We start from the raw sequence: 24198 nt of genomic DNA, 5'->3' as shown, positions 1-24198 counted from the left end.
AAACACCACCTAAAACCTCTAGTAATGCCCTATAACAGGCTTATCCTTTGTCTTGTGTTTACGGCTAGGTTCATACTCCTGCCAATATACTCTTTTCTCATTAAACCGTGTTCTCGCATCTTTTTCCTCTGCAGAATATCCAACATATACAATACCGAGTGGAGTAACATATTCAGGCATATTGAGTATTTTTTTTAATATCTTTGTATTGCTTTCAAGAGGGTGTATGCCTATCCAAACTGAACCAAGCCCAATACTTGTTGCTGCAATCAAAATATTTTCTATCGCCGCACTGCAATCTTGAACCCACATTTCTTGAGATGGGCCTTTAAAAGATAATTTCATATTCCCACACACAACAATAGCAACAGGTGCATTGTATCTCGCAAAAATCAATTTATCTTTCAGTTCAGAAAGTTTTTCAGTCTCATCAATAACTATAAACTCCCACGGTTGACAATTTGCTGCCGTCGGTGCAGCTGTAGCAGCCTTCAACAAAGTTATAATCGTATCTTTTTCAACTTGCTTATCTAAATAATTTCTTATACTTCTTCTTTTATAAATAGTTTCGATTACGTCCACTTTAAAACCCCTTTCCTAATTAAAATAACCAATATTCTTGTTCTTCAAACCCTTCCCTCTCAATTCACGCAGGACGCGCGGTCTCTTTGTGAACAATTTCACTTAACGTTTTGCACTCAAAACGTTCCTAAGCCATAGCGAACTTGAGTGCGTTGTTAGGCGTTCGTACTTCCTTGCAATTCTTTTTCTAATAATTTGTCAAAGCGGCTCTCCATGCAGACACTTATATCTGTTGTAATAAACTTTCCATCAAAGAATAAAGTGAAAATAGTCGCAGGACTTGGTGCTGATTGGGCCTGTTCAATTGTTTCAAGTTTAATAATCTTGTAGGGCAAATTCCTTTTAGTAGCTGTTTCAATCAAAGAAGTCTTTGCATGAAATTCTGCAAATGGACATCTATTTGAAAAATATACAACTATTCCTTTTTTGTCAGGGCATTCGCCACTGATTACAGATTCTTTAAACTTAGGTGTTTCAGCATCGGGGTCAATTTTCATCACTAAAAGGCTGAAACCGGATGATATTCTCTGGCAATCTACAAATCCTTGTTTCAAAAGCCATTTTGTGTCACTCATAAAATGGAATTTCTTTGTTCCAACAACCGTAACCAATCCACTTTTTCCTTGACTTCTTGCATCTTCAATAGTGGTTTTCAACAATTCCTTTCCATAACCCTGTCCTTTATATTGTCCAGAAACCCAAAAACAGTTTACCATTAGATAATTTGGTGCATCTACAGGAACCCAGCCCATTTCAGCAGGTCCATATTCAATAAAAACTTTTGCTCTCGCATCAATTCTTCGGAAAACATAGCCATTAGCAAATTCTTTTTTTAGCCAATCTTTTTTTAGTCCATAGCTTTCTTTACATTTCTTATCAGAAATAGCACAGCAAATGTGTTCTTCTGAAATGTTGTCGGTATTCAGTTCAATTAATTTTTCCATGTTTATCACCTTTTCCTTTAATTAGTATGAAGCCTAATATTCCTTGTTGCCGACGTTCCTAAGTCCTAGCGCGACGCGCTTGGAAGGAATGTGCCTTGGCGTATTCTTTGATTTTCTTAGTTTAAAACATAAATTTGCCTGTATAGCTTGTCCATCACTTCGCACTACCATTATGAATCTCAGCATAATTGTAAAACTTCGAGGATGAATTGAGTATTTTTTCTTTACGTGTATCTCCATCCCAAACGACTGCCCATTCATTTCCTATATTATGAATACTTGAATAAGCCTGCCCTAAGGCTCTATAAAGTTGTTCCCTTTCAAGTTTAGAAGCCTGCTTATAGGTATAACAAAGACGTACTTCACTTTGTCTTCATAAAACCATAATCATCTACATTATCGGGATATAACAGAATATTAGGTTGTACTAACGTTAATCAATTTTTTAGTTTATTCCAATAATTATAATGCAAAATATATAGAAACGCCTTAAATAAAAAATAAGAAACATAACAGAGCAACAAGATCGCTCATATAGTGAACAGACCATGAAGCAAATATATTCTTTGTTTTCGAAAAAATAATTCCATAAAATATGCTATCAATAAATATTCCAGTCAAATCAAACGTTACAATCTTAAAACTTCCTTTTGAAATATGCATAAAAGCAAATAAAATAGAAGTAATAATAATGGCAATTGGAGTACCTATGAACCAGCTTAACCTTTCTTGAATAAATCCTCTAAAAATAACTTCTTCTAAAAATGTACCAATTGTAATGGCTATTATTGCTGGTATAATAGCATTAATATTTAATGGCAATCTAGATTTGACATGTGTTATAAATTCTGGTACAAATTGCTTTGCAATAAAAAATATTAATAGTGGCAAAATAATTCCCACGAAAACAACCACACACCAATTTTTTCTTGCGTTAATTAAAGTATCTTTAACATTGAATCCAATACTAACCCAAGAGCGATGCCTTATTCTACTTTCAATAAGAAAGAACACTACTAGAATAATGATGATTACTGATCCATAATCTTTAAATATTGTAGACAATATAATGGTTATACCAATTACAATAATTGTCTCAATTAAAATTTCACTATCTGCCACATTAATCCCCCCCTTAAACGCTATGAATTGTTACTACTCTTTATTATAAGAGAATATTGTTATAATCGTATTTAATAAATAACATATATTATTCTACTATGATTCATAATTAATAAATTTTGATTCTAACTAAATATTAAATAATATAAGTACATTATGAATCAATGATTTTATTATTGAAAATAAAATCAATTAGTAAATCAGGCCCTTTTTTGAATATATACTTAAATACTTTTATATCTTTGTCATTAGAGTTGTAATAATCAATAATTGCAAAGATTCCTGAAATAGCCCCGAATTTTTCCCAATACAAACCACTATTTGATCTTTCTAATATTTGTTTTTTATCAACATTAGAATTATTTTTTAATACGTTAATTAACATTTGATATGAGTTTTTTCGCCTTATATTCATTTCATCACTGTACCAGTCAATTGATAAAATATCATCTTTGAATGACAAAAAGTGTGCAATTCCTTCATCAAATACAATTTGTTTTAAATTATCAAATAGTGAATTCTCAATGGCTGAACAAGGGTATACATTATTAGTAAGAATATGAGATATTTCATGTGTAACAAAACTTGATACTATATCTGATATTTTAGATACATCTTCAGAATATGAACTTATTCTAAGCAAGTCAAAAATAACGCAATTATTACCTTTTGCATCTTCTCTAACCATTGCATCATAAGGATTTGGTGAACCAACAATTAAATATACATATATTGTATCTGGCACCTGCATATCACCATAAAATTGTTGCCATAAACATTTATTTAACGGTTGAAAGTTTTTTAATTCATCAACCAATATTTTACAAATAGCTCTTAATTTAACTTCATCTACATCCTTGGGTTCTTCAAATATATATTGTCCTTCAACAATAGAATTAAATATCCAGTGGTCCTTAACTCCTTTTAAAGACTTTTCAGTTAAATATGCGTCTAAAATTTCTGTATTAACTATCATATTAACTCCCCCATATTCTCTTATAATAATATAATATTCTGCAACACAACACTCTCCAAATGGTTATCTATTTGTATTTTAGTAACGAAAATAAACTATCACGAACATATCCTTTCAGATAGCGTTTCGTGTTCAACACCACCGAGAAGCTTAGTGCGACCGTACTTCGCTTCGCATGTGTGCTTTGCAAGCTTCTCATGCAAAGCGAACTTGAACACATTTTTAGCAGATGGAATATTTCTACGCTCACTTTTTCGATAGTTTTAACTTCCTCAGTTCTGTACTATTGCACTGCACTATAAGAAATTTGTTGTTCTAACTATTTTTTATATAAATATAATGTACCATTTTTATGCCTTTTTATATTTTGTCCACTAACACCCCTACTTTTAAGTCCCTTTTGAAGTGTGTTCATAAAGAGGCCATGACAAACAATTAATATATTATTGTTTGATTCATTCTTTATACTGTCTAAAAACTCATTTACTCGTCTTTGAGTATCTTTCTTATTTTCTATTTGAGATTTATGTTGAAAAAACCACGCAATTCTCCCACTTATACACCAAAATACATAAGGCAGTTTTATATTAGTATTAAATATTGGTGCGATAGGCACTTCTCTTAATAATTGAGTTTTTATTATTTCTCCTGTAAAGATAGATTTTGAAGTTTTAGTGGCTCTTGATAAATCACTTGAAAAGCATTTGTGCCATATTATGTTTCCTATTTCAAATTTATTTTCTATAATATCACTATTATCATACTGTTTTACCCATTGTTTAAAATCATCTGATGTCATAAACATCTTTGTATAACAATTAACTTTAAAATGCCTAACTAATCCTATATTCATTTATCCTCCAATAATACTCAATTTTTTACAGATGCACACTATCACTTTTTTAGTAATGGAACATAAACTCCCGATAAAATATTCTTTCTGCTAACGTTTCGTATCCAGATACCGAGAGCCTTAGTGAGACCGCATTTTGGCTCGCAGGTGTGCTTGCAGTCTTTTTATGCAAAGCGAACTGGAGTACATTGTTATACGCCGTTTTTCTTACGAGCCATGAATTTAATTCCACCATGATAATGTGGATTCCCATGGCTATGATCATATTCTAAACCTTCACAACAGCAGATTAGTTCAAAATCTGAAAAATATTTATTTTGTTCTTCTTGAGTGAAAAAATGTTTATATGAATTCCTTTCTTCTATATAAAACGTATTCTCCTCAACTTGTTTTTTATTCATTTTTATTGAATTATATTGCGGTGCTAAGGTTGAAAATACATTTAAATATACTATTCCATCTTCTTTCAACCCATCTTTTATTTTTTTTATTAGCATTTCCATCTCCGAATTTTTAAAAAAATTTAAAACATTCGCTACAATTATTAATGTGTATTTATCTTTCTTTATATGATATTCTCTTAAATCAGAGCTACTTAAATTAACAATTGAATCTTTTTTATTGAGATTTTCTTTACAGCGTTCTATAGCTGTATCAGAGATGTCTACTCCATCAATATTAAACCCTGAAAAAGCAAAAGGTAAAGCATTTCGACCTTCTCCTATTCCTAAATCAAGTAAGTCTCCTCTTTTTATTAAATCAAAATATTGCATTAATTTCGAATCTGGGTTTGAACTCCATAATTGTTTTGTATTTTGATAGCTTTTTTACCAAACATTATTATTATTATTATTATTATTATTATTATTTTCCACGGTATATCATCCTTTCTTCATATATCTAGTGATAAGATCATTTAAAACCTTACACTGACTTTATTTTCACGTTAAATTTACTTCTACTTTCTATATAGTACAGAAAACACGCTATACTACATTTTATTTATTATGGTTAATATAATGATCACACTATATTACTTCATTAAATGGCGTATAACGTTTGTTGTTGCCGATGTTTCCCAGCCTTAGTGCGACCGCACTTAGGTTGGAAAATAAGCCTTGGCGAAGGATTAACTGCTAACCTATATATAGATTATAAGTCATAAATTTACACAACGCTATATAAAAATAGTCCACCAGCCAAGGCGGACGACAATATTTGTTATACGGAGTTTAGCCACTACGCTTGAGCAATACCTACTCCAATTATCCTTGAATATTGTCCATGCTATATAATAATTGTGGTACAATATAGGAAGATTATGAAATAACTAACTAAAATAATATTCTTTGAAAACTGAATAATACGGTATTAAAATAATTTCCAATTAAGCGAGATTTATAGTATAGTTATGGTAATAGTATTAAGTTGTAAATTTATATTTTACAGGTAATATAGATAACATTTATAGATTTTTTCTTTAATATATCTAGATGAGGAGAAGTGGATAGTTATGGTAAATGAAAATAAATATAACCTTAATATGGATATAAAATATGATTATCTCGAGGTAATAAAAGTTCCAGAGATAATTGAAAGCTGCAAAGAGAAATGGTTTAACCAGACTCTTTGTAAAGTGAATTCATCTGTTTTAAGACTTGGAATATTTGAAGGTGAATTCCATATGCATAAGCATGATAATGATGATGAAGTATTCTTTGTCTTAGATGGTGAGCTATTAATTGAAAGTGAAAAAGGCAATTTTAAATTAGCAAAAAATGAAGGAATATGTATTCCAAAGGGAACTATGCATAGACCTATAGCAAACACTAAGGCAATAGTTTTAATGATAGAAAATGAAGGGATAAAACCCATAGGGGATTAATACGCTTATTTTAAACCTATATTTTGCTTCCAATTATGGAAACCTACATTGTATAAGGATTAAGTAGCAGGATTATATCCCCTATTATTATATGCGATATAGCAACAATGTGGGCTTCGGTGCTGGAAGCGAAAAGTAGGCATATAACGATGTAATAATAAAACTGAATAAATCTTTAAGTACCGTATTTTTCAGAAATTATAATTATGGTATTTTCTTACGACCTCGTATCAATCATGCTAAATTTAACAACTTATGAATAATCATTTTTTGCTCTAAATTCTGCATATCGTTTTGTGCTCCAGACGCCGAGAGCATTAGTGCGACCGGACTTAGGCTCGCAGGTGTGATCTGCAGTCTTCTCATGCAAATATAATTAGGTGTGCTTTTGTAGTCTTTTCATGCAAAAGCGAACGGCAATACATTGTTAAGTAAAGTCTTTCCAAAACACCCCAATGTTGTTGTGAATATTAATTCAATTACATTGTATCCATAGCCATCCAGCATCTGAGAATATAATATCATCCTCGTCTACAAATGACGCAACATCAACCCAACTATGTATAGGTTGTTCTTCTTCTCGCTCAAGTTTCCACATATCTACATTAAGTTCCGGATCATCGGGCATATCCATAAATTCTCACGTTTCTCTAATCTATTTAATAAAATCATAAATACATTCTGTAAATTCATATAATACCCATTTATTTTACTTTAAATGTTAATTAAAATTTTCGAAATTATTATTATTAATTCTCAATTGTGACACGATATAGTATAACTTAATAATAAAAAGTATTTACTTGAATCTTAAAACTGGTCTTATTCCAACTGCTGCCTCCAAAGTTGCTATCAGATTTCCATCCTTCTCTCTTTTATCGTTAGTTACAAATTCCTCTATAGCTTGCTTTTTAGCATCAAGAAAAATTAAGGATCTTATTTCTTGCATTTCCATTTTTAATGCTAAACCTTCATTATGCTTATTTAATAGCAACTTAAGCTCATCTTCATTAATTAATAATTCCAATTTATAAATAGCAGATAGAAAGTTACTTTGGCCCCCACTTTTTAAATAGAAAGGCTTCAAGCTTTTCACAATTCTTTTATTTTCAACCTCAATACCTAGTTCTTCTAAAATTTCTTTTTTTATATTATGCTCTAAATCTAAAATTGCTCCTTTAATATCACTCTTATCTATGCCTCCGCCAATAAACTGAAGCTTAAAAGGAAATGCAGTTCCCTCATTCATTTCACCAATAGCAAATTTATTATCATTAGTTTCGATCAAAACGGAGGTATGAATAACTCTACAATCATTATCTTCATAATTATTTTTATTTATGGTATATAAAAAATGCGCATAGTCAGTTAAGCCAACAAAGATATTTACGCTATCTTCATTAGTTTCTATATTATTAATTGTAAATACATCCCCATTGAAAAATTTTTTGCCGCTAATTAATAGGCTTTCCCAATGCCTATTAATATCTTCTCTATAAGCCATGGGTAAAGATTTTTTTTTGTTTGTATAGTAGACTTTTATATTATTATTAAAATCAGAAATAATAGTCTCGTTCATATTATTTACATCCTTTCTTATATATCTCGTGTAGAACACGCTACACAGATTGATGTTACTTAACGTTTCGTGTTTAATACTCCAAGAAGCCAGTGCGACCGCACTTGGCTTCGAAGGTGTGCTTTGCAATCTTCTCATGCAAAGCGAACTTGAACACATTGTTAGAAGATGGAATATTTCTGGCTTCACTTCTTCAGGGCTTCACTATTGCATCACAATAAAAGAAGAATCTGAATCAAAGTTTTCAATGTTCTATCTATGAATTATTATCAACATTAGCCCGACGGTCTTGGTGAAGGAATGTGCTTTGGCGTTGGTTTTAAATTATCTTTATTTGAAAGATACGCTTAATTTAATCTGAATAATAAGAAAATTAAGAATTAATTATAAATCCTATGCTCACTTTAAGGTCAATACAAATTATTAGCGTCTAAAGTCCATTCTAATAAATTCCTTACCATTTGGAAGTATATTTTTTTATATTTAATACAAGTAAATTTAATAGTAGAAAATAGATATTTAAGTTTATTTTCATCAATGTCATGATGAATAAATAAAATGGGTTCAAAATGTGAATTAAGTTCTGAATTACTTATAAATGAATTGTCATTATTTTTCTGTATAACGCATGATATTACATCTATATTAATTTTATTTTTATAAATAATAGATATAAATTCCTTTTCACCTATGTATTCAATAATCAAATTACATATTAATAGGTTAGTGTAAGGTAAAACGACAGCATCATCAATTAAGTCACCGCATAGGATTTCTAAAGTACTTCCCAGATATTCATATCTTTGTTTGCAAATATCAAGATAGTTTCTGTTTATGTCAACGGCATAAACTTTTTGTGTTGTTAAAATATCAATATTATCAAGACCATTACCACCAGCGACCCCTAACACTCCAACATAAGTGCATTGATTGTCTTCCAATTGTTCTTTATTATTCTGCTGAGAAGAATTCTTCAGATAATATCGAATATTGATAAGCATCATGCCATATCGGTTTTCCATCAAATGATTTTGTAAAGAATGCTGGTTTCCTAAAGTATCCTTCCCGCTTCATTGATAGTCGTTCCATTAACCTCCATGATGAAGCGTTTTCGGGATTACACTTTCCAATAATTCTATGGGCACCTCTTTGTTCAAAACCGTACTGCAAAATCCTTCTACTTGCCTCAGTCGCATATCCTTTTCCGTAATATGGAGGATTAAATACATAACCTATTTCCCATGTTAAAAATTCTTTAGGGTCTTGTTGTTTAAAATAAATATTTCCTATTAACTTATTGTTTTCTTTTAGACATACAGCCCAAAACGCATCGTTCTGCGAACGATTAACTGCTTCTTGTTTACACGCTTCCTCACTGAAAACATTATATGGTTCATATATAACAACTGTTTCTTGAGAAAGATATTCATATAAATCTTTCCAGTCATCATCGCAAAATCTCCTTACAATTAACCTATCTGATTCTAAAATGAACATTCTATCACCCCTTTTTAATTCTTAAAAAACTGCATCTTTAATTTATCCCATGATTAATAAAAAATTATTAATGCATAAATATAAACTTCCATAAACCTGAAATTTCAGATAACACTCATTTTTTTACTTTACATTATTCTTTTTATTTTCTTTTTTTACAGACTTATCCGAATAATACCACATCATAAATATTAAAGTTAAAAGACAACACGACAAACCAACGAAAATATTGAATTTTTCATAATGTATCCAAGTCAATATTAATAACAAAGTACCAATAATTGTTATAATCCATCTTGCCTTATTCATTTTCACTTTCATTTTTCTCCTTAATAATAACCAATTATAAAGACCCTCCCTACAAAGAAGATATAAAAAATCTACTTACTTTGATCTTAATGCATATTATTTAAAAATCACCTTAAATTCTTCACAAACAGTAATCATATTTTCATCAAAATCGATATCATAAACTTTGAGTTCCTTTGAAAAAAAGTCTTTATGTACTTTTCTCCAATAAGCTAGGGAGCAGTCCCCTTCTCCCTCCTTAAAAGCATGACTTTCTGGCACTTCCCCAAATGTGCAAGTATAAACTTTAGTTGTTTCAGTTATACAAACAGCATTATTATCAGTGTCCAAAATAATATTCAAACCTCCTATTGGCGGCAACGGACTGTTTTCAACTTCATATAATTGATAAGCAGATGCGGTTGCCGTCTTGATGCCATTTACTACAAGTTTTGCAAGTTCATTTGCTATTGAAGTACTTCCCCCAAAACACCAAGCATCATAGGTCTTATTTTTCACATCATTATTTTTGGTATATAAATTCCAAATTTCGTTTTCAGTCATATGTTTTTATCCTCCTATAATATAAATAATCTTTGCTTAGCTATTAAATACTATTAGTTTCAATGAACCCAAATCCAAAAACTTTTAAGTAAGCACTCTCTTTCTCTAATATTCCGTTTAACGTTGCTAACTCCCGACGTTATTGAGCCTTAGCGCGACGCGCTTGGTGATGGAATGTGCCCTAGTTGCTTGTTGTTTCGTTCCAAGAATCTGTAAAACTACCAATCGAGCCCTGTAGAGCACTATCTAAATCAAGAATAATACTATACTATTGTAGTTGTATCAATATTTTTTAATATATCTGCAACTGTCTCACCTAGTTCAAGGTCTTTTGGTATAAGTAATAATGTATCCTTTATTAACTCAAAGCAATTCTTTAAATTCTCTTTAGTATCTTTTATACATATAATTGAATCTATCCTCTCTTCTAGATTTTCTGGTTTTATCTCTAGATTACTGATTATATATTTTGTCCATTTCCAATCTGGTTCCCACTGTCCATTTATTGCATATAAAATTCTTAAAATCCTTTGAATATCTGGTATCATTCTTTGAAGGAATGGAATTTTATCCTCTCTCTTAGATAGCATTTTTCTAACCGCCATTGCCAAACCCATAGTCCAAGGTTCAATTGTATTTGCTATAATATCTTTCTGAAGTTCTTCTGGATAAAGATTTAATTGTCCTTGTAAATCACTTAATATACCATTATCTCTGATAAAAATTGCATCTTTTAATACTGAAGCAAGAATAAGTTTATCATGGGTAGTTACTTTACCTTCTATAATTGAATTTATGTTATTTTTCATGCTACTAATAGTCTGCCATCCTGCTTCAATCCAATAATCTTTATACTTGAATATTACCCAAACTGAGCCATCCCCTATTGGTACACCATACGGATGTATATCTGTTCCTCCAATCTGTTTAATCCAATTAATCATATTTTCTTCTGATAATAAATTATCTACTAAAAATTCTATTTCAATATCAGAATCTTCATCTGCAAGATTTCTTGAAACAGAACCCACAATAATAATTTCCCTTCCATATTCTATTGAACATTTACTCGCAATTTCTCTTGCTAACTTAATTCTAGCTTCACACTCTTTATTAAATATATCTTTTGACATAATAAGTCCCCCTATCTCATACGGTTTTTTATTAAAACAGTATAATTATTATATACTACAAACCCACTCAGATGCCATTAAATGTATAATCTATTACTTAAAATAATTCTTTATAATCCACGCTTTTTAAGTTAAGTCCTATTTTTCTCAAGACATACCATACGTAATTATTCTTTCTATGTATCAGTTCTATTACAATACTTTCGAATTCTTGGAAAGGTTTAAACTCTTCTAATATATTGGACTTTTGGCTCTTTTACAAATTCTATACCCTTTGAAATCATTTCATTTATTCTTATAATTAGCAAAGTCAACTCCATCTTTCATTTCAAACAACTTACATTCTGCGTTACCAACCCAACCTTGCCTTTTTGTACATTATAATTTCTCTCAAACTCTTTTCCATTTAACATGAAATCTTCTGTGTAATAACGCTCCCATAATGCATAAGCTGCGGACTGCCAGTAAAGCCCCCCATTATTACATACTCTTTCCCTACTTGGCTTCGCAGGTGTGCTTTGCAATCTTCTCATACAAAGCGAACTATAACACATTATTAGGTGATGGCAAATTTTATTCTGCCTCTAAAATGTTCTTATATTCCTGTGAAAAATTATTCAATTCTTCTCCACAAAGTCTATAAATTTTCAATTCTTCTAACGGAAATGCACCTAACTTTTCGTAAAATCTTTTTGCAGAAATGTTCCAATCATGTACCCACCACTCTAATCTTCCAAAGTCTCTTTCAATGGTTAAATTTGAAAGATAAGACAGTATAATCTTACCGATACCCTTACCTCTCATTTCAGGTATAACATACAAATCTACCAAGTGTATACCTTGCCTTCCAAGAAAGGTAGAAAAGTTTTGATGGAATAATGCAAAACCTGCTGGCTTTGATTCATATTCTGCAATAATTACTTCGGCACCATTTTGCTCAAATAATGATTTTTCAAGTGTTTCTTCTGTAGCTATTACTTGATCCAATTCCCCTTCATATGTAGCTAATTCCTTAATAAACCACAAGATTAATGCAGTATCATTTCTTTCTGAATGGCGAAGTATTAAGTTCTCATCACCAGACACAATTAAATTCAATATGATCCCCCCTTAGAATATATCAAATCAACATGTATTTTACATACATGCTACATATTTACATAGTGATAAAATGCTCTTTTCTTGAGCTAACAACTTTCTGTTGCCTAGCGTTTCGTGATGACGACGTTTCCCAGCCTTAGTGCGATCGCACATAGGTTAGGAAATGTGCCTTAGCGGTGTTCTAAGACTTTCTTTAAATGAATGATGCTTTTAAATACATAACTTGTACCCATTCAAAGTACTCTCTAGCCAAGGTATACGGCAACATTTTGTTATCTGATGATCGATGTTAAGTATGCTCTCAAATCGATGCTAAATACCACTAATTAATTCTACAAATTCACCTTATAAGAAGATTATTCACTATAGTTTATGATCATAATAGGAAGTTCAATATGAGACCATCTGACTTAATCTTTTAGCAATCTCATTCATGTGGGTGCCATCTGTACCACAGCAACCACCAAAGATTTTAAGATTAAAGTCAATACATAGTTTTAACATATCATTTGCCAAATTATCAGCATCTGAAGTTTTTAAATCACAACAATTGTCAAGTTCTTCTGGTGATAGAGGAGAAGTATTAGCTTGTATCCCCTTAAACCGGGTTTTTACTATATCTGTTTGATTATAAAATTGAGATAGCGCTTTTGCAACCACCTTTGGGTGAACACAATTTGTCATATAGCAAAGAGGTTTACGGTTTATCACATTATCAATTGATCTTATAGCTTTATTAATTGTTGTACCATCTATTAATTTACCGTCATCTCTTATCATAAAGCTAATAATATATGGTAGACCTGTATTTCCCATTGCACTTGCCATACCTATAGCTTCTGGCAAAGCTGGCATTATACCTGCAAATAAAAAATCAGCTTTAGCTTCCGCAAACAATGAAGATTGCCAGGAATGAAATTCAAATGCTTCTTTTTCAGACAAAACATCACTTGCTTTATAAGCATCACCCTTGCACCCCATAAGTCCACCAATATACACATCGGAAGGGAAGTCCTGTTTTATTTCTCGTAAGAATGAAATATTATCATAAATAATACTCTTATTATATTTAGATTGTGCAACACGTTCTTTATTTGCTCTGCGAGTTGGTGTCGTTAGCATAATCGGCAAATCATAATGCTGAGATATTTTTATATATTGATGAAATAATTCTTTAAGTGCTTGCTTAGGTTTTTCATTGTATATATGACCAGCAAGAGCAATAACTTCGTCAAAAGGAATATCATATTCTCTTTTTAAACGCTCACCCAATGCACCTTCCATCAAAATAAAAGAAGAATTATTGTAGCAACTTTGAAAATCCATTTTTACCTCCTTTAATGCATAATAATTGATTTACTAAACCAACATCTTATACTATCTATATAACAGCGACACATTTTAGTAAAATATAGCTTTTCAGACAACGTTTCTTGTTGCCGACGTTCCTGATCCTTAGCGTGACGCGCTTGGTGAAGGAATGTGCTTTGGCTGTCTTATCAAGCCAAAGCGAACTTGAGTGCCTTGTTAGTAGATATTTCGATCTTGCACACTTTATAGAGCGTGCTGTTTTCACTAATCTATTCACTATTTATTTCATTATAAATAAAGAATCCATAAAAATCTCATATTAATTACTGTGTTTCTTATTCTTATCTAAAGCCTATATTTTTAAATATCCAGTATGGCCTGTACATATCAATTTAATGGTATCTATTTTTAAAAGCTTCTTAATGGATTCCTTTTGTAGTCTTGTATTCATATTTTGTAACCAAAAGAACGGTTTCACTTTACTATTTCGTATTGTCAATGTATCTCCAGAAAATAGAATACTATCATTAACCAAGTATGACATTGAACCAGGCGTATGACCTGGCGTCGTAATTGATTTTACTTTTATTTTACCTATATAAGTTATATCACCATCTTTTAACATTTCATATTTTCTTTTTATTCTTTTATTAAAAAGTAATAATACCCTTGGTTTTTTGAATGTAATCATCTTTTCTTCATCAAGAGAAAGATAAACTTGTGCATTTTTAAATAGTTTAATACCGCCAACATGGTCATAGTCTGAATGTGTTAAGAATATATGAGAAATAGAATCTGGCGTAATATTAATTTTTTTTAACGCTCTTTTTATAATTATTGGGATATAACCTGTATCAAAGCATAGTGTGTTTTCTCCATCAGTATAAATATAAAAGTTTGAGATTATAGTTTTCACTACATAAATATCTTCAGTTAATCGCTTAGTTTTTATTGGTTTAAAAAACATTTGAATTCCCCCTTTTTTTAGATGATCTTTCGTTTTGATTACCACTGTAATCTATTTTTCATGTTAAAATCTATAAAAATCGCTAACTGCGTAATAAAATCTTTTATAGACGTGAAATTTCAACTAACATTACTAATTGCCGACTCCGAGACACTTATCCAGTACGCTAGAAATGGCAGCACAATATTACTATAATATTCTCCATTTAATTTATTATAAGACTTTTCCCATTCCTCAGCGTTTTTTATCCTATCTTCATGAAAAGAAAAAGGAACAATTGTAATTTTGCAGTCCGTCTTAATTATGTTTTTTAATATATCATATGCTCAAGCTTTATCAAAATCTAACCCATCTAATAAAATATTCATGTTTCTCTCCTCCAAACGTTTTTAAAACATAATTTTGACCTATCCCTTATATTGCTAAAACAAAACTCACTAAATTCGTAAGTATAAACTTCCGTAGACATGGAATTTCAAATAACGTACCTTGGCATTATTTTTGGTTTTCTTAGTTTCAACCATACACTTGTTTGAATAGATTGTCTCTTCTCTAAATACTTCCCAGCCAAGGCGAACGGCAACATTTTGTTATATGATGTGGCAACACCACCAACAATTGGTCAATAGGTTTATTTCACATAAAGATTGCCACGTAAAAAGGAAAATTCCACATTAACCTTTATTAAATTCAATTCCTTCAACCTCTGGGTTATTGTATCCTTTTAATATTACTCCTTCATCATCATTATAAAAATCTCGTATTCTTTCAATATGTCTTTGTACAGTGTTCTGACCCATACCCCCTTTGTTAGACACGAGGAACTCGTGCTATACTAAAAATGAAGGGTGGATGATTTTAGATGAATAAAAGTTATAGTGCTGAATTTAAAATGGAAGCAGTAAAGAGATTAGAAAAAACAGGAGAGTCGATGTCAAAAGTAGCTGCTGATTTAGGGGTTAAGCCAACCACAATGCAGGGCTGGGTAAATAAGTATAGAAAATCTCCTAAGGCTCCATTTATAGGTAGTGGACACTTAAGCCCAGAAGATGAAAAATTTCATAAGCTTGAAAAAGAAAATAGGGACCTCAAAGAGGAGAATGATATATTAAAAAAAGCGGCAGCCTACTTCGCGAGAAACCTCAAATAAAGAGATTTCTATTTATCAAGGCTAATCGCATGAACTACCATCTAGCGAAGCTATGCATGGTCCTATCAGTTTCTAGGAGCAGCTACTATGCATGGGAGAAACGTCCAGAAAGCATGAGATCAAAGGCAAATAACCTTCTATTAAAGGAAATTAGTGATATCCATGGAAAGAGCAATAAAGTTTACGGTTCAACAAAAATTACACGAATATTAAACACCAAAAGCAAATGTCCTATTAATCATAAAAGAGTGGAACATATCATGAGTGAAAATGGCATAAAATCAAAGGTTTCAAAGAAATTTATAGCCACTACAAATTCTAATCATAAGCTTCCAATTGCAGAAAATATCCTCAACCGTGACTTTTCTGTGGACAAACCTAATGAAAAAATGGTAAGTGATATCACCTACCTGTGGACAGATGAAGGATGGCTTTATATCGCTGGAATCTTGGATTTATGTGGACAAAAAATTGTTGGATTGTCCATGAGTGAACGAATGACAAAGGAATTAGTTATTGACGCATTGAATTCGGCATATCTACGTGCTGGTAAGCCTTCAAACGTCATTTTACACTCGGATAGAGGTTCACAGTACTGTTCTTACGACTACCAAAATTTGATTAAAAAGTATGGTTTTACATGTAGTATGTCCCGAAAAGGTAACTGTTGGGATAATGCACCAATGGAATCTTTCTGGGGCAAATTAAAATGTGAATGGCTCTATGGTACACACTTTAGGACTCGTGAAGAAGCCCGTGCAGCCGTATTTGAATATGTTGAAGTGTTTTATAATCGGCAGCGAATCCATGCCTCAAATGGATATGTGACACCTGAAGACTATTATAATAAAGCTACTCGAAAAGCTAAAGTAGCTTAAAACCAAATATTAAGTTATTGTACGAAAACAAGAGATAATACGAGTTTAGAGTGTCTAGTTTATTGGGGAAGGGTCATTCAGTGGTATTTCATCAATACTAAAATAATTTATATCATCAGCCTCATTAGTCAAAGTTAAATCCCCACTAATTTTTTTACATATAAAAGAAAAAATAATATCATCTTCAAATGTCTTACTATATATTCCCTGAAGTTTTATTACTTCAACTTCTAATCCAACTTCTTCCTTTACCTCTCTTATAACCCCTTGCTAAGGAGTTTCACCTTTCCCTAATCCTCCGCCAGGCAAATTCCATAAGTCTATATCAGTCCTATGGCATAATAAAATTCTATTTTTTTCATCCAAAATCAAGCCAAAAACTCCAATAGTAAACAAAGATCATCCCCCCATCAGCATTATGTGTATATTTTATTCTATGAAACACTAGTATATTATTTATCATTAACCAGTCTAAAAAACATGGGCTCCAGAGCCATGCTTTCTAAAAAACTTTTTAAATTAACTAGCCCATCATTAAGAATAATCTCCTTTGATAAGAATACCCATAAATCATTGCTAATAGCACTAATCCAAGGTTTCATAATACGTTTTTACATTTTCCCTCCTTCATCTTCTGTTCTTTTAGCCTCTTTTTTTATTTGATTTAGCTTGCTTTTCTTCATACATAACCTGAATCCAAACTCTTACCACTGTGTTCTTACTTCTTTTTTGCTTCCTCCCACTACTACTACTACTACCCTATATATAGATTATAAGTAATAAATTTACACAACGCTATATAAAAATAGTCCACCAGCCAAGGTGGACGGCAACATTTTGTTATACGGAGTTTAGACACCACCTTTTGAGCAATCCCTACTCCAGTTATCATTAGAGTTATTGCATACAATATGAAAAGTACGGCTTATTAATAATCAAATATAACGATTGTTATACTAATCTACATATTCTTCCTTTAATATTGAATAATATTTACAATCTACTAGTGAACCAGTATTAAGTTTATGTATCTTTCTTAAAGTACCTTCATATTTTAAACCACACTTTTCCATAACTCGTCCAGAGGCTACATTATCAACATGATGACGTCCGGTTATACGTTCAAACCCTACTTCTTTAAAGGCAAAATTAATGACCGCAGAAAAAGCTTCAGTTGTTATCCCTTTGTTCCAAAAGGCCTTACTTATGCAATAACCAATCTCACAGTTTTCAATATTATACTCTATATTCATAAGTCCAATGGAACCAACTACACTTCCATTTTCCTTTATTACTATTGCCCAATTATAATTTTCTTGGCTACTATATTCATCAATCCACATTTTAAGTACTTTTTTACTTACTTCAATGTTACTGTGAGTTTGCCAAGAGACATATCTGGTAACCTCATCATCAGATGCCCAATTATTAAACATATCTGCAGCATCTTCCTCTTTAAACTGTCTCAATATAAGTCTTTGAGTTTCTATTATTTTTGTTCCATTATGTTTTAACATGAAAAATCCCCCCTAAAAATTCATAATGTGATTAATATAAATTATCTTCGTCTAATTATACAACTGTGTCTTAAAGGTCATTCCAAATAACTTATGAGCAATTACTTTTTTGTTCTTAATTTAGTATAACGTTTCGTGTTACCGACGTTTCTCATCCCTAGTGCGACTGCACTTAGGATGAGGAATGTGCCTTGGCGATGTACTAACTACTAACCTATATATAGATTATAAGTAATAAATTTACATGATACTATATAAAAATAGTCCACCAGTGAAGGCGGACGGCAACATTTTGTTATACGGAGTTTAGCCACTACACTTTGAGCAAGACCTACTACAGTTATCCTTAAATATTATTCATACTACATAATAATTGTGTTGCAATATAAGAAGAAAGCGAATTAACTCAACTGTATATTACAGCAAGCTGGATGCTTTTGAAAATCACTTCGGAAAAACCCGTAACTGTACAGATACACCATTTGGGTCATAAACATAGAAATAGCGGGTTTGAGCGTCAGGGTTCTGGATGGCAGAAGGGTTAAGACCTTTGTCCTGCGCAAGCTTATGCATTGCATCCAGTTTATCCGTCTCAAAGCAAATGAACATACCTTTGCCTTCAAACTTCTGACCTTGTGGCATGCAGACAAGTTCAATCTCAGTTTCTCCGCTGCCATTTGTCAGAAATGCAACTTCTCCAGGTTCTGCTTTAAAGCGGCGGGAAATAGTTAGTTTTGTAATCGTCTCATAAAATTCAATAGATTCTTCCAAGTTGTTGACCATTAAGGTCACATGCTGAATATGCATAGTATATCTCCTTTTCTTTATGTAATCTTAAATAATTATCACACAATAAAATATATAATTCAAGAAGTGTTTTCTTCAATATAAATACATCAAAAAAAGTCCTTTTCATTGATGAGTTATGATGCCATTAATTATAACTACGGTTCAATCAGATCAAACCCTATAACATATTAGCAATTACTTTTTTAAAGATATTGCATTATACTAATTTCATTAAGTCTTGGATATATAGCAAGTTTCATTGTACATTTAATTAAAAAAAATGTTGCTACCATAAGTATAAGGAAAAGTATCACTCCTATCCATTGAATTATTTTAATTGTTACCAAAATATTCCTCGGAAAGTTTTGAGTACCGTTAATTTTATTTATACCTTGTAACCCATTAAGTTGAGAAATTATTTTAGGTATATCATCTGGTACATTCACTTTAATTATATATGATGATGATGATGATAGGGGTGTATTATTTTCAAAAGTAATATAAGTTACAACAATTGCCGCTTCTATTTTTTTACGTATATTTTGCTGATCAGTGATCTTTATATTATCTTTTAAAGTCACCCGTACTTCGAATTGGGAATAAATACCGATAATACCCATTTTAAGATTCAACATGAATAGCACAAATAGTCCTAAAATAAATAGCGTTGACATTATTGTAGCTAAAAATAACAATGTGTTCGGTGCCTTCTTCTCTATAAAACAAACTGTCAATTGTTAGATAGATTTCTTTACTCTCATTTCCATAGTTTATCATCTTGATTTCGGCATTAAATTCGGCGTACTCCATTGATTCTGATTTGTATGCCATTATACTATTCTTAGAATTGAAACCTTCCGACAACAAGCATTTAATATTTCTTTACATTTATGTCTCTAATATTCGTTACCAACGAAAATATAGTTATAAATGCTATGAATGAAAATAGCAAATTTCTTGTTCTTATATCCAATCCATGCATAGCATATTTTCTAACCTATAGTAGTTCTCCTTTTGAATTTATATTTATAATCCAGTCTTAAACCGATATTATACAAGTTAATTGTTTTTTATTATCTTTCTTATATCTCTAATTAAAAAGAGCAGGAAAATAATAATTATAGCAAAAAATAACCCCTTCCAAGTATTCAAATCTAGATAATTAAACTTAAGTGCAATGGTTAATATAGTTAGAATTAAAAGTCCTAAAATTGAATAAATGTCGGCAGTTCGACTCCAGCGGCCTTCCCTACCGCGCGAATGGCAGTGCATTGTTATTTGGAGTTCTTCTGCGCATCCTAAATATATATACTCTAAAGCAATTTAATTAATTGCCTTAAATCTTTTATCTCATAATTTGGTTTCAACCCACTATTATTTTCTTCGTGAATTGAATTATACCAACATGTATCAATTTTATAGTTTATTCCACCTCGAATATCTGAACTTAAAGAATCACCAATTATTAAAGTAGTACCTTTATCTAAATGTCCAATTCTATTAAAGGTGTAGTCAAAAATTCCAACATCAGGTTTTTTATATCCTGTTTCTTCTGATGTAATTATATCGTGGATATATTTACTTAGTGGAGAATTGTTAATTCTTGAAAGCTGAACATCTTTGATTCCGTTAGTTAAAATAACAATCTTATATTTTTCAAAAAGATACCTACACACTTCTTCTGCTCCATCTATTAAAAAAATACCATCTGCAAGTTGTGATAAGTAAATATTACTGAACTCATTAAAGTCAATCTTTTTTTCATAATTTTTAAACAATCTTTTAAATCTTTCAATTCTTAAATTTTTAAAATCTATTTCCCCATTTTCATAATCAATCCAAATTTGCTTATTTATTAATCTATAATTTTTCAACTCATTCTCTTCCTTATATTTAAAATTGAAATACTTAAATGCTTTTTCTAAAGCATGAGCTTCCGCTTTATCGTAATCAAACAGTGTCCCATCAGCATCAAATAAGATAACCTCATAGTTCATAATGATTCCCTCCTTCCTTTGCATTTTCAATGAATTTCATTGCCATTTTTCCTATTCCAAAATTTTCATATTTAGGCCGAATAAAGATTCTATTTAAATAGTAAAGATGATCTTCTTTTTTATAAATATATATACCTCCAACAATGCCTCCATTAACAATAATCTTATAATAATATTGTTTTTGAATCTTGTATGGAATTTTTTCTATACTTTCAAATGCTGGATTTGTCACATAATCTTTATGTAAAGTTAGGGCTTCTTGAAATGATTCGTTTTGTATTTGCAATAGTTTTTTCACATCTTCTAACTTTGATTTTTCAAATGTAATTTCCAATATTAACTGCCCCCAATATTCTATTTTCTTTGCATAGTTCAATTTATGTATTTACCATCCAAATTCTTTTTTAATAAATTTAAGTATTAATAATATACATTAGGAAGAGCTATAACTTTTCGTGTTGCCGACGTTCCTGAACCTTAGCCCGACGGGCTTATGTTTCAGATCTTGAACTATCGAACATGCGCACAGTTTTCACTAATTCGCCCTTAAATAGTTAGGAGATAATTGAATCATACATGCTGGAACTCCAGCCTCAAAAATAGAATTATCAAATTCAACAAATCCAAACTTTTGATATAGTAGTTTTTCTTTCAATAAAGGTTCTAAATCTCCTCTTAGAATATTAGCAGAAATGTGCTTTGAATAATCCAATTGTTTCAAAGCGAAATCAATTAACTTTAAACCCACATTCTGAAAGTCAAATGATTCAGATACGCCAAAAAATGTTATTCTATTATGAGTTCTTGAAAAGCTGCTATTCCCATGCATTGCTTTGAATCACCATTTACTGCCCTGAATGCTTCATTTTGCTTAATTTTGGCATTCATATAAATGTCAAAACCTTCATAGAAAATATCAATATTGGGAACAAGTTTTTTAAATTTAGCCAAAGCGAACTTGAACGCATTGCTAGTAGAAGTTATATTGTTTATTCAATACCTTATTAATTATTGAGTTTTGAAACTCTTCGCTAAGTATATCCATAAAAACTTCATCATACACATTATTTCCATATATAATTGATTTTCTTCGCCTGCCAATTTCCTTAAAACCACATTTTTTGCATGCTTTTATTGCTGGTTCATTGAAAGAATAGGTTTCAATCATTATATTCATTAGATTAAGAACATTAAACCCAAAGTCTAGTAATAAGTTTGTAGCTTCTGATCCTATACCTTTGCTCCTATCATTTCTTTCGCCAATAAACATACCCATAACAGCATTTCTATTTATAAGATTTACTCTCATTAGTCTTCCGATTCCAATAACTTCATCATCATCTTCCCTTATAATATAAAAGGCATAACCGCTACTATTATTCATATTTTCAAGATATCTTCTTTGTGCCTCATATGTAATCATATCTGATATATCACCTGTTCTAATAGCTACTTCAATATTATTACTCCACTTAGCAACTTTTTCTGTTTCACTAGCATCTATTGGTGATAAATAACACTTCTGTCCAATTAGCTTTCTTAAATAATTCATTAACCCCACTCCTCGTAAATATTATATTTGAAATATAGAAGTTTAATTTCCACGTCACGGTAGAGACATGGATTGCTCCACACCCCCCGCACAGATCCCGGCGTGCGGAACTACCGCACCGGGCTCTTCAAATATACTCGCTTCCGTAATTAAACAAAACATTCTTCAAATCTTATCTGATTATCAGCTTTTTCAACTACTCTAGGTTTAATTAGTCCATACCATTTCATTTTTACATTAAATTCATTCCAGTTAAAGCTTTTCCTTTGACTTCTGCGATTCAACCATTTGTATAATATTTTTAAAGTTGCTCCGTAAAATTCATTTATTCCTTTACTATTTCCTATTACCCCGTAATAGTTGAAATAACCCCTGTACTTAGAATTCAACGTTTCCACTATTTTTCTAATTCTTTTACTACGATTATCTTTACACCATAGGCTAAACGCCTTTATTGATTTCCTTAATTTGACCCTACTGGTTCTTCTCTTTATTATATCTTTACCATTTCGGGATACTGCCCATCGAAATTCAAATCCAAGAAATTCAAAGCTTGTATTTTCATACTTTCTGAAGCGTGAGAAGCTTACTATATTGGTTTTCTCCTCGGCTAGTTCTAATTTGAACTTACCAAGCCTTTTTCCTAGTACTTTGTAAAACTTTTCAGCATCAGCTTTGTATCTGAATGCACATATAAGGTCATCCGCTAGACGACATATATAGGTTTCTCCTGTACAAGCAGGTTTTACAATTTTCTCAAACCATAAATCTAAAGTATAGTGTAAATAAATATTCGCCAGTATCGGACTTACTATGGAACCCTGTGGACAACCGGTTATTGGGTTTATAACTTTACCATCAGTATCTAATATTCCTGCTTTGAGCCACTTCTTTATCAACCTTAAAAATGCCTTATCCTTTATTCGTAACTCTAACATTTTTCCTAACCATTGATGGTCTATGTTCCCAAAAAAGTTTCTTATGTCTGCTTCCACCACATAACTGTATTTTTCTTGTAATTCCTTTGTAATGTCCTTAACTGCTTTTTGTGCCCCAACCTTCGGTCTATAACCATAGCTACATTTCAGAAAATCTTGTTCATATATTGCTTCTAGTATATTAGCTACCGCTTTTTGTACTATTTTATCCCTCAATGTTGGAAGCCCTAGTGGTCTTGTTTTTCCATTTCCTTTTGGTATATACACTCTTTTTACTAGCTTTGCTTTGTACCTTTTGCTCTTAAGTTCTTCAACTAATTCTCCTAGATTTTCATCTAAATTATTTCCAAACTCTCTAGCTGTTTCCTGTTGCTGACTTCTTATTTATGTCTTTCCATGCTTGGTACAAAGCTTCTTTATTCAGCAATCCATATAGATTACCAAATTTGTAGTTTTTATTTTGTTTTGCTTTTGTTGCTATTCCCCTCAGTGATGTTTGCATTATTTCCTCCAGTCCTGCAGTCCGGATAATGTTTCATTTGCGGGCTACATATATCTGTTAATCTCTTCCCCAT

At 31.3% G+C, this 24198-nt stretch carries 30 protein-coding genes and 1 pseudogene; 2 read left to right on the top strand and 29 right to left on the bottom strand.

All coding sequences use genetic code 11. From position 1 onward, the window contains the following. Positions 1 to 18 precede the first annotated feature (18 nt). The 6 genes from G9F72_RS13675 to G9F72_RS13650 all read right to left on the bottom strand — a co-directional run bounded on the left by G9F72_RS13675 (position 19) and on the right by G9F72_RS13650 (position 5250). Positions 19 to 582: a nitroreductase family protein gene (locus tag G9F72_RS13675; protein ID WP_164955213.1), complete on the bottom strand. Its 564-nt coding sequence runs from the start codon at positions 580 to 582 to the stop codon at positions 19 to 21. Between the two features lie 155 nt (positions 583 to 737). Beyond that, a complete protein-coding gene (locus G9F72_RS13670) occupies positions 738 to 1526 on the bottom strand; it encodes an N-acetyltransferase (RefSeq protein ID WP_164956036.1) in 789 nt (262 codons plus the stop codon). A 489-nt stretch (positions 1527 to 2015) separates the two neighbouring features. Beyond that, the gene (locus G9F72_RS27425; protein WP_164955212.1) at positions 2016 to 2648 is read right to left on the bottom strand and encodes a CPBP family intramembrane glutamic endopeptidase; all 633 of its coding nucleotides are present in this window, start codon (positions 2646 to 2648) and stop codon (positions 2016 to 2018) included. A 154-nt stretch (positions 2649 to 2802) separates the two neighbouring features. After that, entirely contained in the window at positions 2803 to 3624 is an 822-nt protein-coding gene (locus tag G9F72_RS13660) for a hypothetical protein (RefSeq protein ID WP_164955211.1), read from the bottom strand. 319 nt (positions 3625 to 3943) lie between these two features. Beyond that, positions 3944 to 4477 carry a phosphoglycerate mutase family protein gene (locus G9F72_RS13655; protein ID WP_164955210.1) on the bottom strand — a complete coding sequence of 178 codons (534 nt, stop codon included), beginning with the start codon at positions 4475 to 4477 and terminating at the stop codon, positions 3944 to 3946. A gap of 191 nt (positions 4478 to 4668) precedes the next feature. Beyond that, entirely contained in the window at positions 4669 to 5250 is a 582-nt protein-coding gene (locus G9F72_RS13650) for a class I SAM-dependent methyltransferase (protein WP_164955209.1), read from the bottom strand. Positions 5251 to 5990: 740 nt separating this feature from the next. On the opposite strand from G9F72_RS13650, the gene G9F72_RS13645 reads away from it, so the two are divergent. Next, positions 5991 to 6362 (top strand): cupin domain-containing protein, encoded by a 372-nt coding sequence (locus G9F72_RS13645; RefSeq protein ID WP_164955208.1) that lies wholly within the window; start codon positions 5991 to 5993, stop codon positions 6360 to 6362. 475 nt (positions 6363 to 6837) lie between these two features. On the opposite strand, the gene G9F72_RS13640 is transcribed toward G9F72_RS13645, so the two are convergent. From G9F72_RS13640 to G9F72_RS27125, 11 genes are all read right to left on the bottom strand, one after another. Further along, positions 6838 to 6996, bottom strand: coding sequence for a hypothetical protein (locus tag G9F72_RS13640; protein WP_164955207.1), 159 nt, complete (start codon positions 6994 to 6996; stop codon positions 6838 to 6840). Between the two features lie 165 nt (positions 6997 to 7161). Further along, the gene (locus tag G9F72_RS13635; RefSeq protein ID WP_164955206.1) at positions 7162 to 7941 is read right to left on the bottom strand and encodes an NUDIX hydrolase; all 780 of its coding nucleotides are present in this window, start codon (positions 7939 to 7941) and stop codon (positions 7162 to 7164) included. 410 nt (positions 7942 to 8351) lie between these two features. Continuing rightward, positions 8352 to 8942, bottom strand: coding sequence for a class I SAM-dependent methyltransferase (locus G9F72_RS13630; protein WP_224676128.1), 591 nt, complete (start codon positions 8940 to 8942; stop codon positions 8352 to 8354). Continuing rightward, the gene (locus tag G9F72_RS13625; RefSeq protein ID WP_164955204.1) at positions 8893 to 9438 is read right to left on the bottom strand and encodes a GNAT family N-acetyltransferase; all 546 of its coding nucleotides are present in this window, start codon (positions 9436 to 9438) and stop codon (positions 8893 to 8895) included. Before G9F72_RS13625 ends, G9F72_RS13630 begins: the two co-directional genes overlap by 50 nt. Positions 9439 to 9843: 405 nt before the next feature. Then, positions 9844 to 10290, bottom strand: a complete 447-nt coding sequence (locus tag G9F72_RS13620) for an ASCH domain-containing protein (RefSeq protein WP_164955203.1) — start codon at positions 10288 to 10290, stop codon at positions 9844 to 9846. Between the two features lie 263 nt (positions 10291 to 10553). Next, positions 10554 to 11423, bottom strand: coding sequence for a DUF4037 domain-containing protein (locus tag G9F72_RS13615; protein WP_164955202.1), 870 nt, complete (start codon positions 11421 to 11423; stop codon positions 10554 to 10556). 323 nt (positions 11424 to 11746) lie between these two features. Continuing rightward, on the bottom strand, positions 11747 to 11956 hold the full coding sequence (locus tag G9F72_RS13610; RefSeq protein ID WP_164955201.1) for a hypothetical protein: 210 nt from the start codon (positions 11954 to 11956) through the stop codon (positions 11747 to 11749). A 40-nt stretch (positions 11957 to 11996) separates the two neighbouring features. Next, a complete protein-coding gene (locus G9F72_RS13605) occupies positions 11997 to 12521 on the bottom strand; it encodes a GNAT family N-acetyltransferase (RefSeq protein WP_224676127.1) in 525 nt (174 codons plus the stop codon). A 393-nt stretch (positions 12522 to 12914) separates the two neighbouring features. Next, positions 12915 to 13850 (bottom strand): homocysteine S-methyltransferase family protein, encoded by a 936-nt coding sequence (locus G9F72_RS13600; RefSeq protein WP_164955200.1) that lies wholly within the window; start codon positions 13848 to 13850, stop codon positions 12915 to 12917. 337 nt (positions 13851 to 14187) lie between these two features. Further along, a complete protein-coding gene (locus G9F72_RS13595) occupies positions 14188 to 14802 on the bottom strand; it encodes an MBL fold metallo-hydrolase (protein WP_164955199.1) in 615 nt (204 codons plus the stop codon). Positions 14803 to 15476: 674 nt separating this feature from the next. Next, positions 15477 to 15602, bottom strand: coding sequence for a hypothetical protein (locus G9F72_RS27125; RefSeq protein WP_263486916.1), 126 nt, complete (start codon positions 15600 to 15602; stop codon positions 15477 to 15479). A gap of 62 nt (positions 15603 to 15664) precedes the next feature. On the opposite strand from G9F72_RS27125, the gene G9F72_RS13590 reads away from it, so the two are divergent. Further along, positions 15665 to 16830 (top strand): IS3 family transposase gene (locus tag G9F72_RS13590; protein WP_224676126.1). Its coding sequence is split into 2 segments (ribosomal slippage): positions 15665 to 15923 and positions 15923 to 16830, totalling 1167 coding nucleotides; the frame shifts between segments, so codons are not numbered across the junction. 54 nt (positions 16831 to 16884) lie between these two features. Here the strand turns inward: G9F72_RS13590 and G9F72_RS13585 are convergent. From G9F72_RS13585 to G9F72_RS13530, 12 genes and pseudogenes are all read right to left on the bottom strand, one after another. After that, positions 16885 to 17226, bottom strand: a pseudogene (locus G9F72_RS13585) (NUDIX hydrolase). A 56-nt stretch (positions 17227 to 17282) separates the two neighbouring features. Next, positions 17283 to 17432 carry a hypothetical protein gene (locus G9F72_RS13580; protein ID WP_224676125.1) on the bottom strand — a complete coding sequence of 50 codons (150 nt, stop codon included), beginning with the start codon at positions 17430 to 17432 and terminating at the stop codon, positions 17283 to 17285. A 354-nt stretch (positions 17433 to 17786) separates the two neighbouring features. Further along, positions 17787 to 18347 carry a GNAT family N-acetyltransferase gene (locus G9F72_RS13575; RefSeq protein ID WP_164960183.1) on the bottom strand — a complete coding sequence of 187 codons (561 nt, stop codon included), beginning with the start codon at positions 18345 to 18347 and terminating at the stop codon, positions 17787 to 17789. A gap of 444 nt (positions 18348 to 18791) precedes the next feature. Next, entirely contained in the window at positions 18792 to 19154 is a 363-nt protein-coding gene (locus G9F72_RS13570; RefSeq protein ID WP_164960184.1) for a VOC family protein, read from the bottom strand. Between the two features lie 185 nt (positions 19155 to 19339). After that, entirely contained in the window at positions 19340 to 19810 is a 471-nt protein-coding gene (locus G9F72_RS13565; RefSeq protein ID WP_224676124.1) for a hypothetical protein, read from the bottom strand. Positions 19811 to 20449: 639 nt separating this feature from the next. Then, complete coding sequence (locus G9F72_RS13560; protein ID WP_164960185.1) at positions 20450 to 21133, bottom strand: YjjG family noncanonical pyrimidine nucleotidase; 684 nt, start codon at positions 21131 to 21133, stop codon at positions 20450 to 20452. Further along, positions 21123 to 21467 (bottom strand): GNAT family N-acetyltransferase, encoded by a 345-nt coding sequence (locus G9F72_RS13555; protein WP_164960186.1) that lies wholly within the window; start codon positions 21465 to 21467, stop codon positions 21123 to 21125. The genes G9F72_RS13560 and G9F72_RS13555 overlap by 11 nt, the downstream gene beginning before the upstream one ends. A gap of 201 nt (positions 21468 to 21668) precedes the next feature. Beyond that, positions 21669 to 21854, bottom strand: a complete 186-nt coding sequence (locus tag G9F72_RS13550) for a hypothetical protein (protein WP_224676123.1) — start codon at positions 21852 to 21854, stop codon at positions 21669 to 21671. Positions 21855 to 21919: 65 nt separating this feature from the next. Then, positions 21920 to 22084, bottom strand: a complete 165-nt coding sequence (locus G9F72_RS13545) for a hypothetical protein (RefSeq protein ID WP_224676122.1) — start codon at positions 22082 to 22084, stop codon at positions 21920 to 21922. 19 nt (positions 22085 to 22103) lie between these two features. Continuing rightward, positions 22104 to 22685: a GNAT family N-acetyltransferase gene (locus G9F72_RS13540; RefSeq protein ID WP_164960187.1), complete on the bottom strand. Its 582-nt coding sequence runs from the start codon at positions 22683 to 22685 to the stop codon at positions 22104 to 22106. A 149-nt stretch (positions 22686 to 22834) separates the two neighbouring features. Beyond that, positions 22835 to 24007 carry a group II intron reverse transcriptase/maturase gene (ltrA, locus tag G9F72_RS13535; RefSeq protein WP_224676290.1) on the bottom strand — a complete coding sequence of 391 codons (1173 nt, stop codon included), beginning with the start codon at positions 24005 to 24007 and terminating at the stop codon, positions 22835 to 22837. Next, the gene (locus G9F72_RS13530) at positions 23979 to 24125 is read right to left on the bottom strand and encodes a hypothetical protein (RefSeq protein WP_224676121.1); all 147 of its coding nucleotides are present in this window, start codon (positions 24123 to 24125) and stop codon (positions 23979 to 23981) included. The genes ltrA and G9F72_RS13530 overlap by 29 nt, the downstream gene beginning before the upstream one ends. Positions 24126 to 24198: the final 73 nt, after the last annotated feature.

The sequence above is a fragment of the Clostridium estertheticum genome (assembly GCF_011065935.2).
GTDB classification, from domain to species: Bacteria; Bacillota; Clostridia; order Clostridiales; family Clostridiaceae; genus Clostridium_AD; species Clostridium_AD estertheticum_A.
The sequence above is the reverse complement of the archived record's forward strand: the minus strand, read 5'-3'. Positions and strand labels throughout refer to the sequence as shown.

Bases quoted from the DNA above. Each gene is read 5' to 3' on its own strand.
- G9F72_RS13660 (WP_164955211.1), bottom strand. From the start codon at position 3,624: ATGATAGTTAATACAGAAATTTTAGACGCATATTTAACTGAAAAGTCT.
- G9F72_RS13615 (WP_164955202.1), bottom strand. From the start codon at position 11,423: ATGTCAAAAGATATATTTAATAAAGAGTGTGAAGCTAGAATTAAGTTA.
- G9F72_RS13630 (WP_224676128.1), bottom strand. From the start codon at position 8,942: ATGCTTATCAATATTCGATATTATCTGAAGAATTCTTCTCAGCAGAAT.
- G9F72_RS13575 (WP_164960183.1), bottom strand. From the start codon at position 18,347: ATGTTAAAACATAATGGAACAAAAATAATAGAAACTCAAAGACTTATA.
- G9F72_RS27125 (WP_263486916.1), bottom strand. From the start codon at position 15,602: ATGGGTCAGAACACTGTACAAAGACATATTGAAAGAATACGAGATTTT.
- G9F72_RS13620 (WP_164955203.1), bottom strand. From the start codon at position 10,290: ATGACTGAAAACGAAATTTGGAATTTATATACCAAAAATAATGATGTG.
- G9F72_RS13655 (WP_164955210.1), bottom strand. From the start codon at position 4,477: ATGAATATAGGATTAGTTAGGCATTTTAAAGTTAATTGTTATACAAAG.
- G9F72_RS13625 (WP_164955204.1), bottom strand. From the start codon at position 9,438: ATGTTCATTTTAGAATCAGATAGGTTAATTGTAAGGAGATTTTGCGAT.
- G9F72_RS13650 (WP_164955209.1), bottom strand. From the start codon at position 5,250: ATGCAATATTTTGATTTAATAAAAAGAGGAGACTTACTTGATTTAGGA.
- G9F72_RS13580 (WP_224676125.1), bottom strand. From the start codon at position 17,432: ATGAAACCTTGGATTAGTGCTATTAGCAATGATTTATGGGTATTCTTA.
- G9F72_RS13635 (WP_164955206.1), bottom strand. From the start codon at position 7,941: ATGAACGAGACTATTATTTCTGATTTTAATAATAATATAAAAGTCTAC.
- G9F72_RS13595 (WP_164955199.1), bottom strand. From the start codon at position 14,802: ATGTTTTTTAAACCAATAAAAACTAAGCGATTAACTGAAGATATTTAT.
- G9F72_RS13670 (WP_164956036.1), bottom strand. From the start codon at position 1,526: ATGGAAAAATTAATTGAACTGAATACCGACAACATTTCAGAAGAACAC.
- G9F72_RS13540 (WP_164960187.1), bottom strand. From the start codon at position 22,685: ATGAATTATTTAAGAAAGCTAATTGGACAGAAGTGTTATTTATCACCA.
- G9F72_RS13565 (WP_224676124.1), bottom strand. From the start codon at position 19,810: ATGTCAACGCTATTTATTTTAGGACTATTTGTGCTATTCATGTTGAAT.
- G9F72_RS13570 (WP_164960184.1), bottom strand. From the start codon at position 19,154: ATGCATATTCAGCATGTGACCTTAATGGTCAACAACTTGGAAGAATCT.
- G9F72_RS13530 (WP_224676121.1), bottom strand. From the start codon at position 24,125: ATGCAAACATCACTGAGGGGAATAGCAACAAAAGCAAAACAAAATAAA.
- G9F72_RS13610 (WP_164955201.1), bottom strand. From the start codon at position 11,956: ATGAGAAGATTGCAAAGCACACCTGCGAAGCCAAGTAGGGAAAGAGTA.
- G9F72_RS13600 (WP_164955200.1), bottom strand. From the start codon at position 13,850: ATGGATTTTCAAAGTTGCTACAATAATTCTTCTTTTATTTTGATGGAA.
- G9F72_RS13645 (WP_164955208.1), top strand. From the start codon at position 5,991: ATGGTAAATGAAAATAAATATAACCTTAATATGGATATAAAATATGAT.
- G9F72_RS13560 (WP_164960185.1), bottom strand. From the start codon at position 21,133: ATGAACTATGAGGTTATCTTATTTGATGCTGATGGGACACTGTTTGAT.
- G9F72_RS13640 (WP_164955207.1), bottom strand. From the start codon at position 6,996: ATGGATATGCCCGATGATCCGGAACTTAATGTAGATATGTGGAAACTT.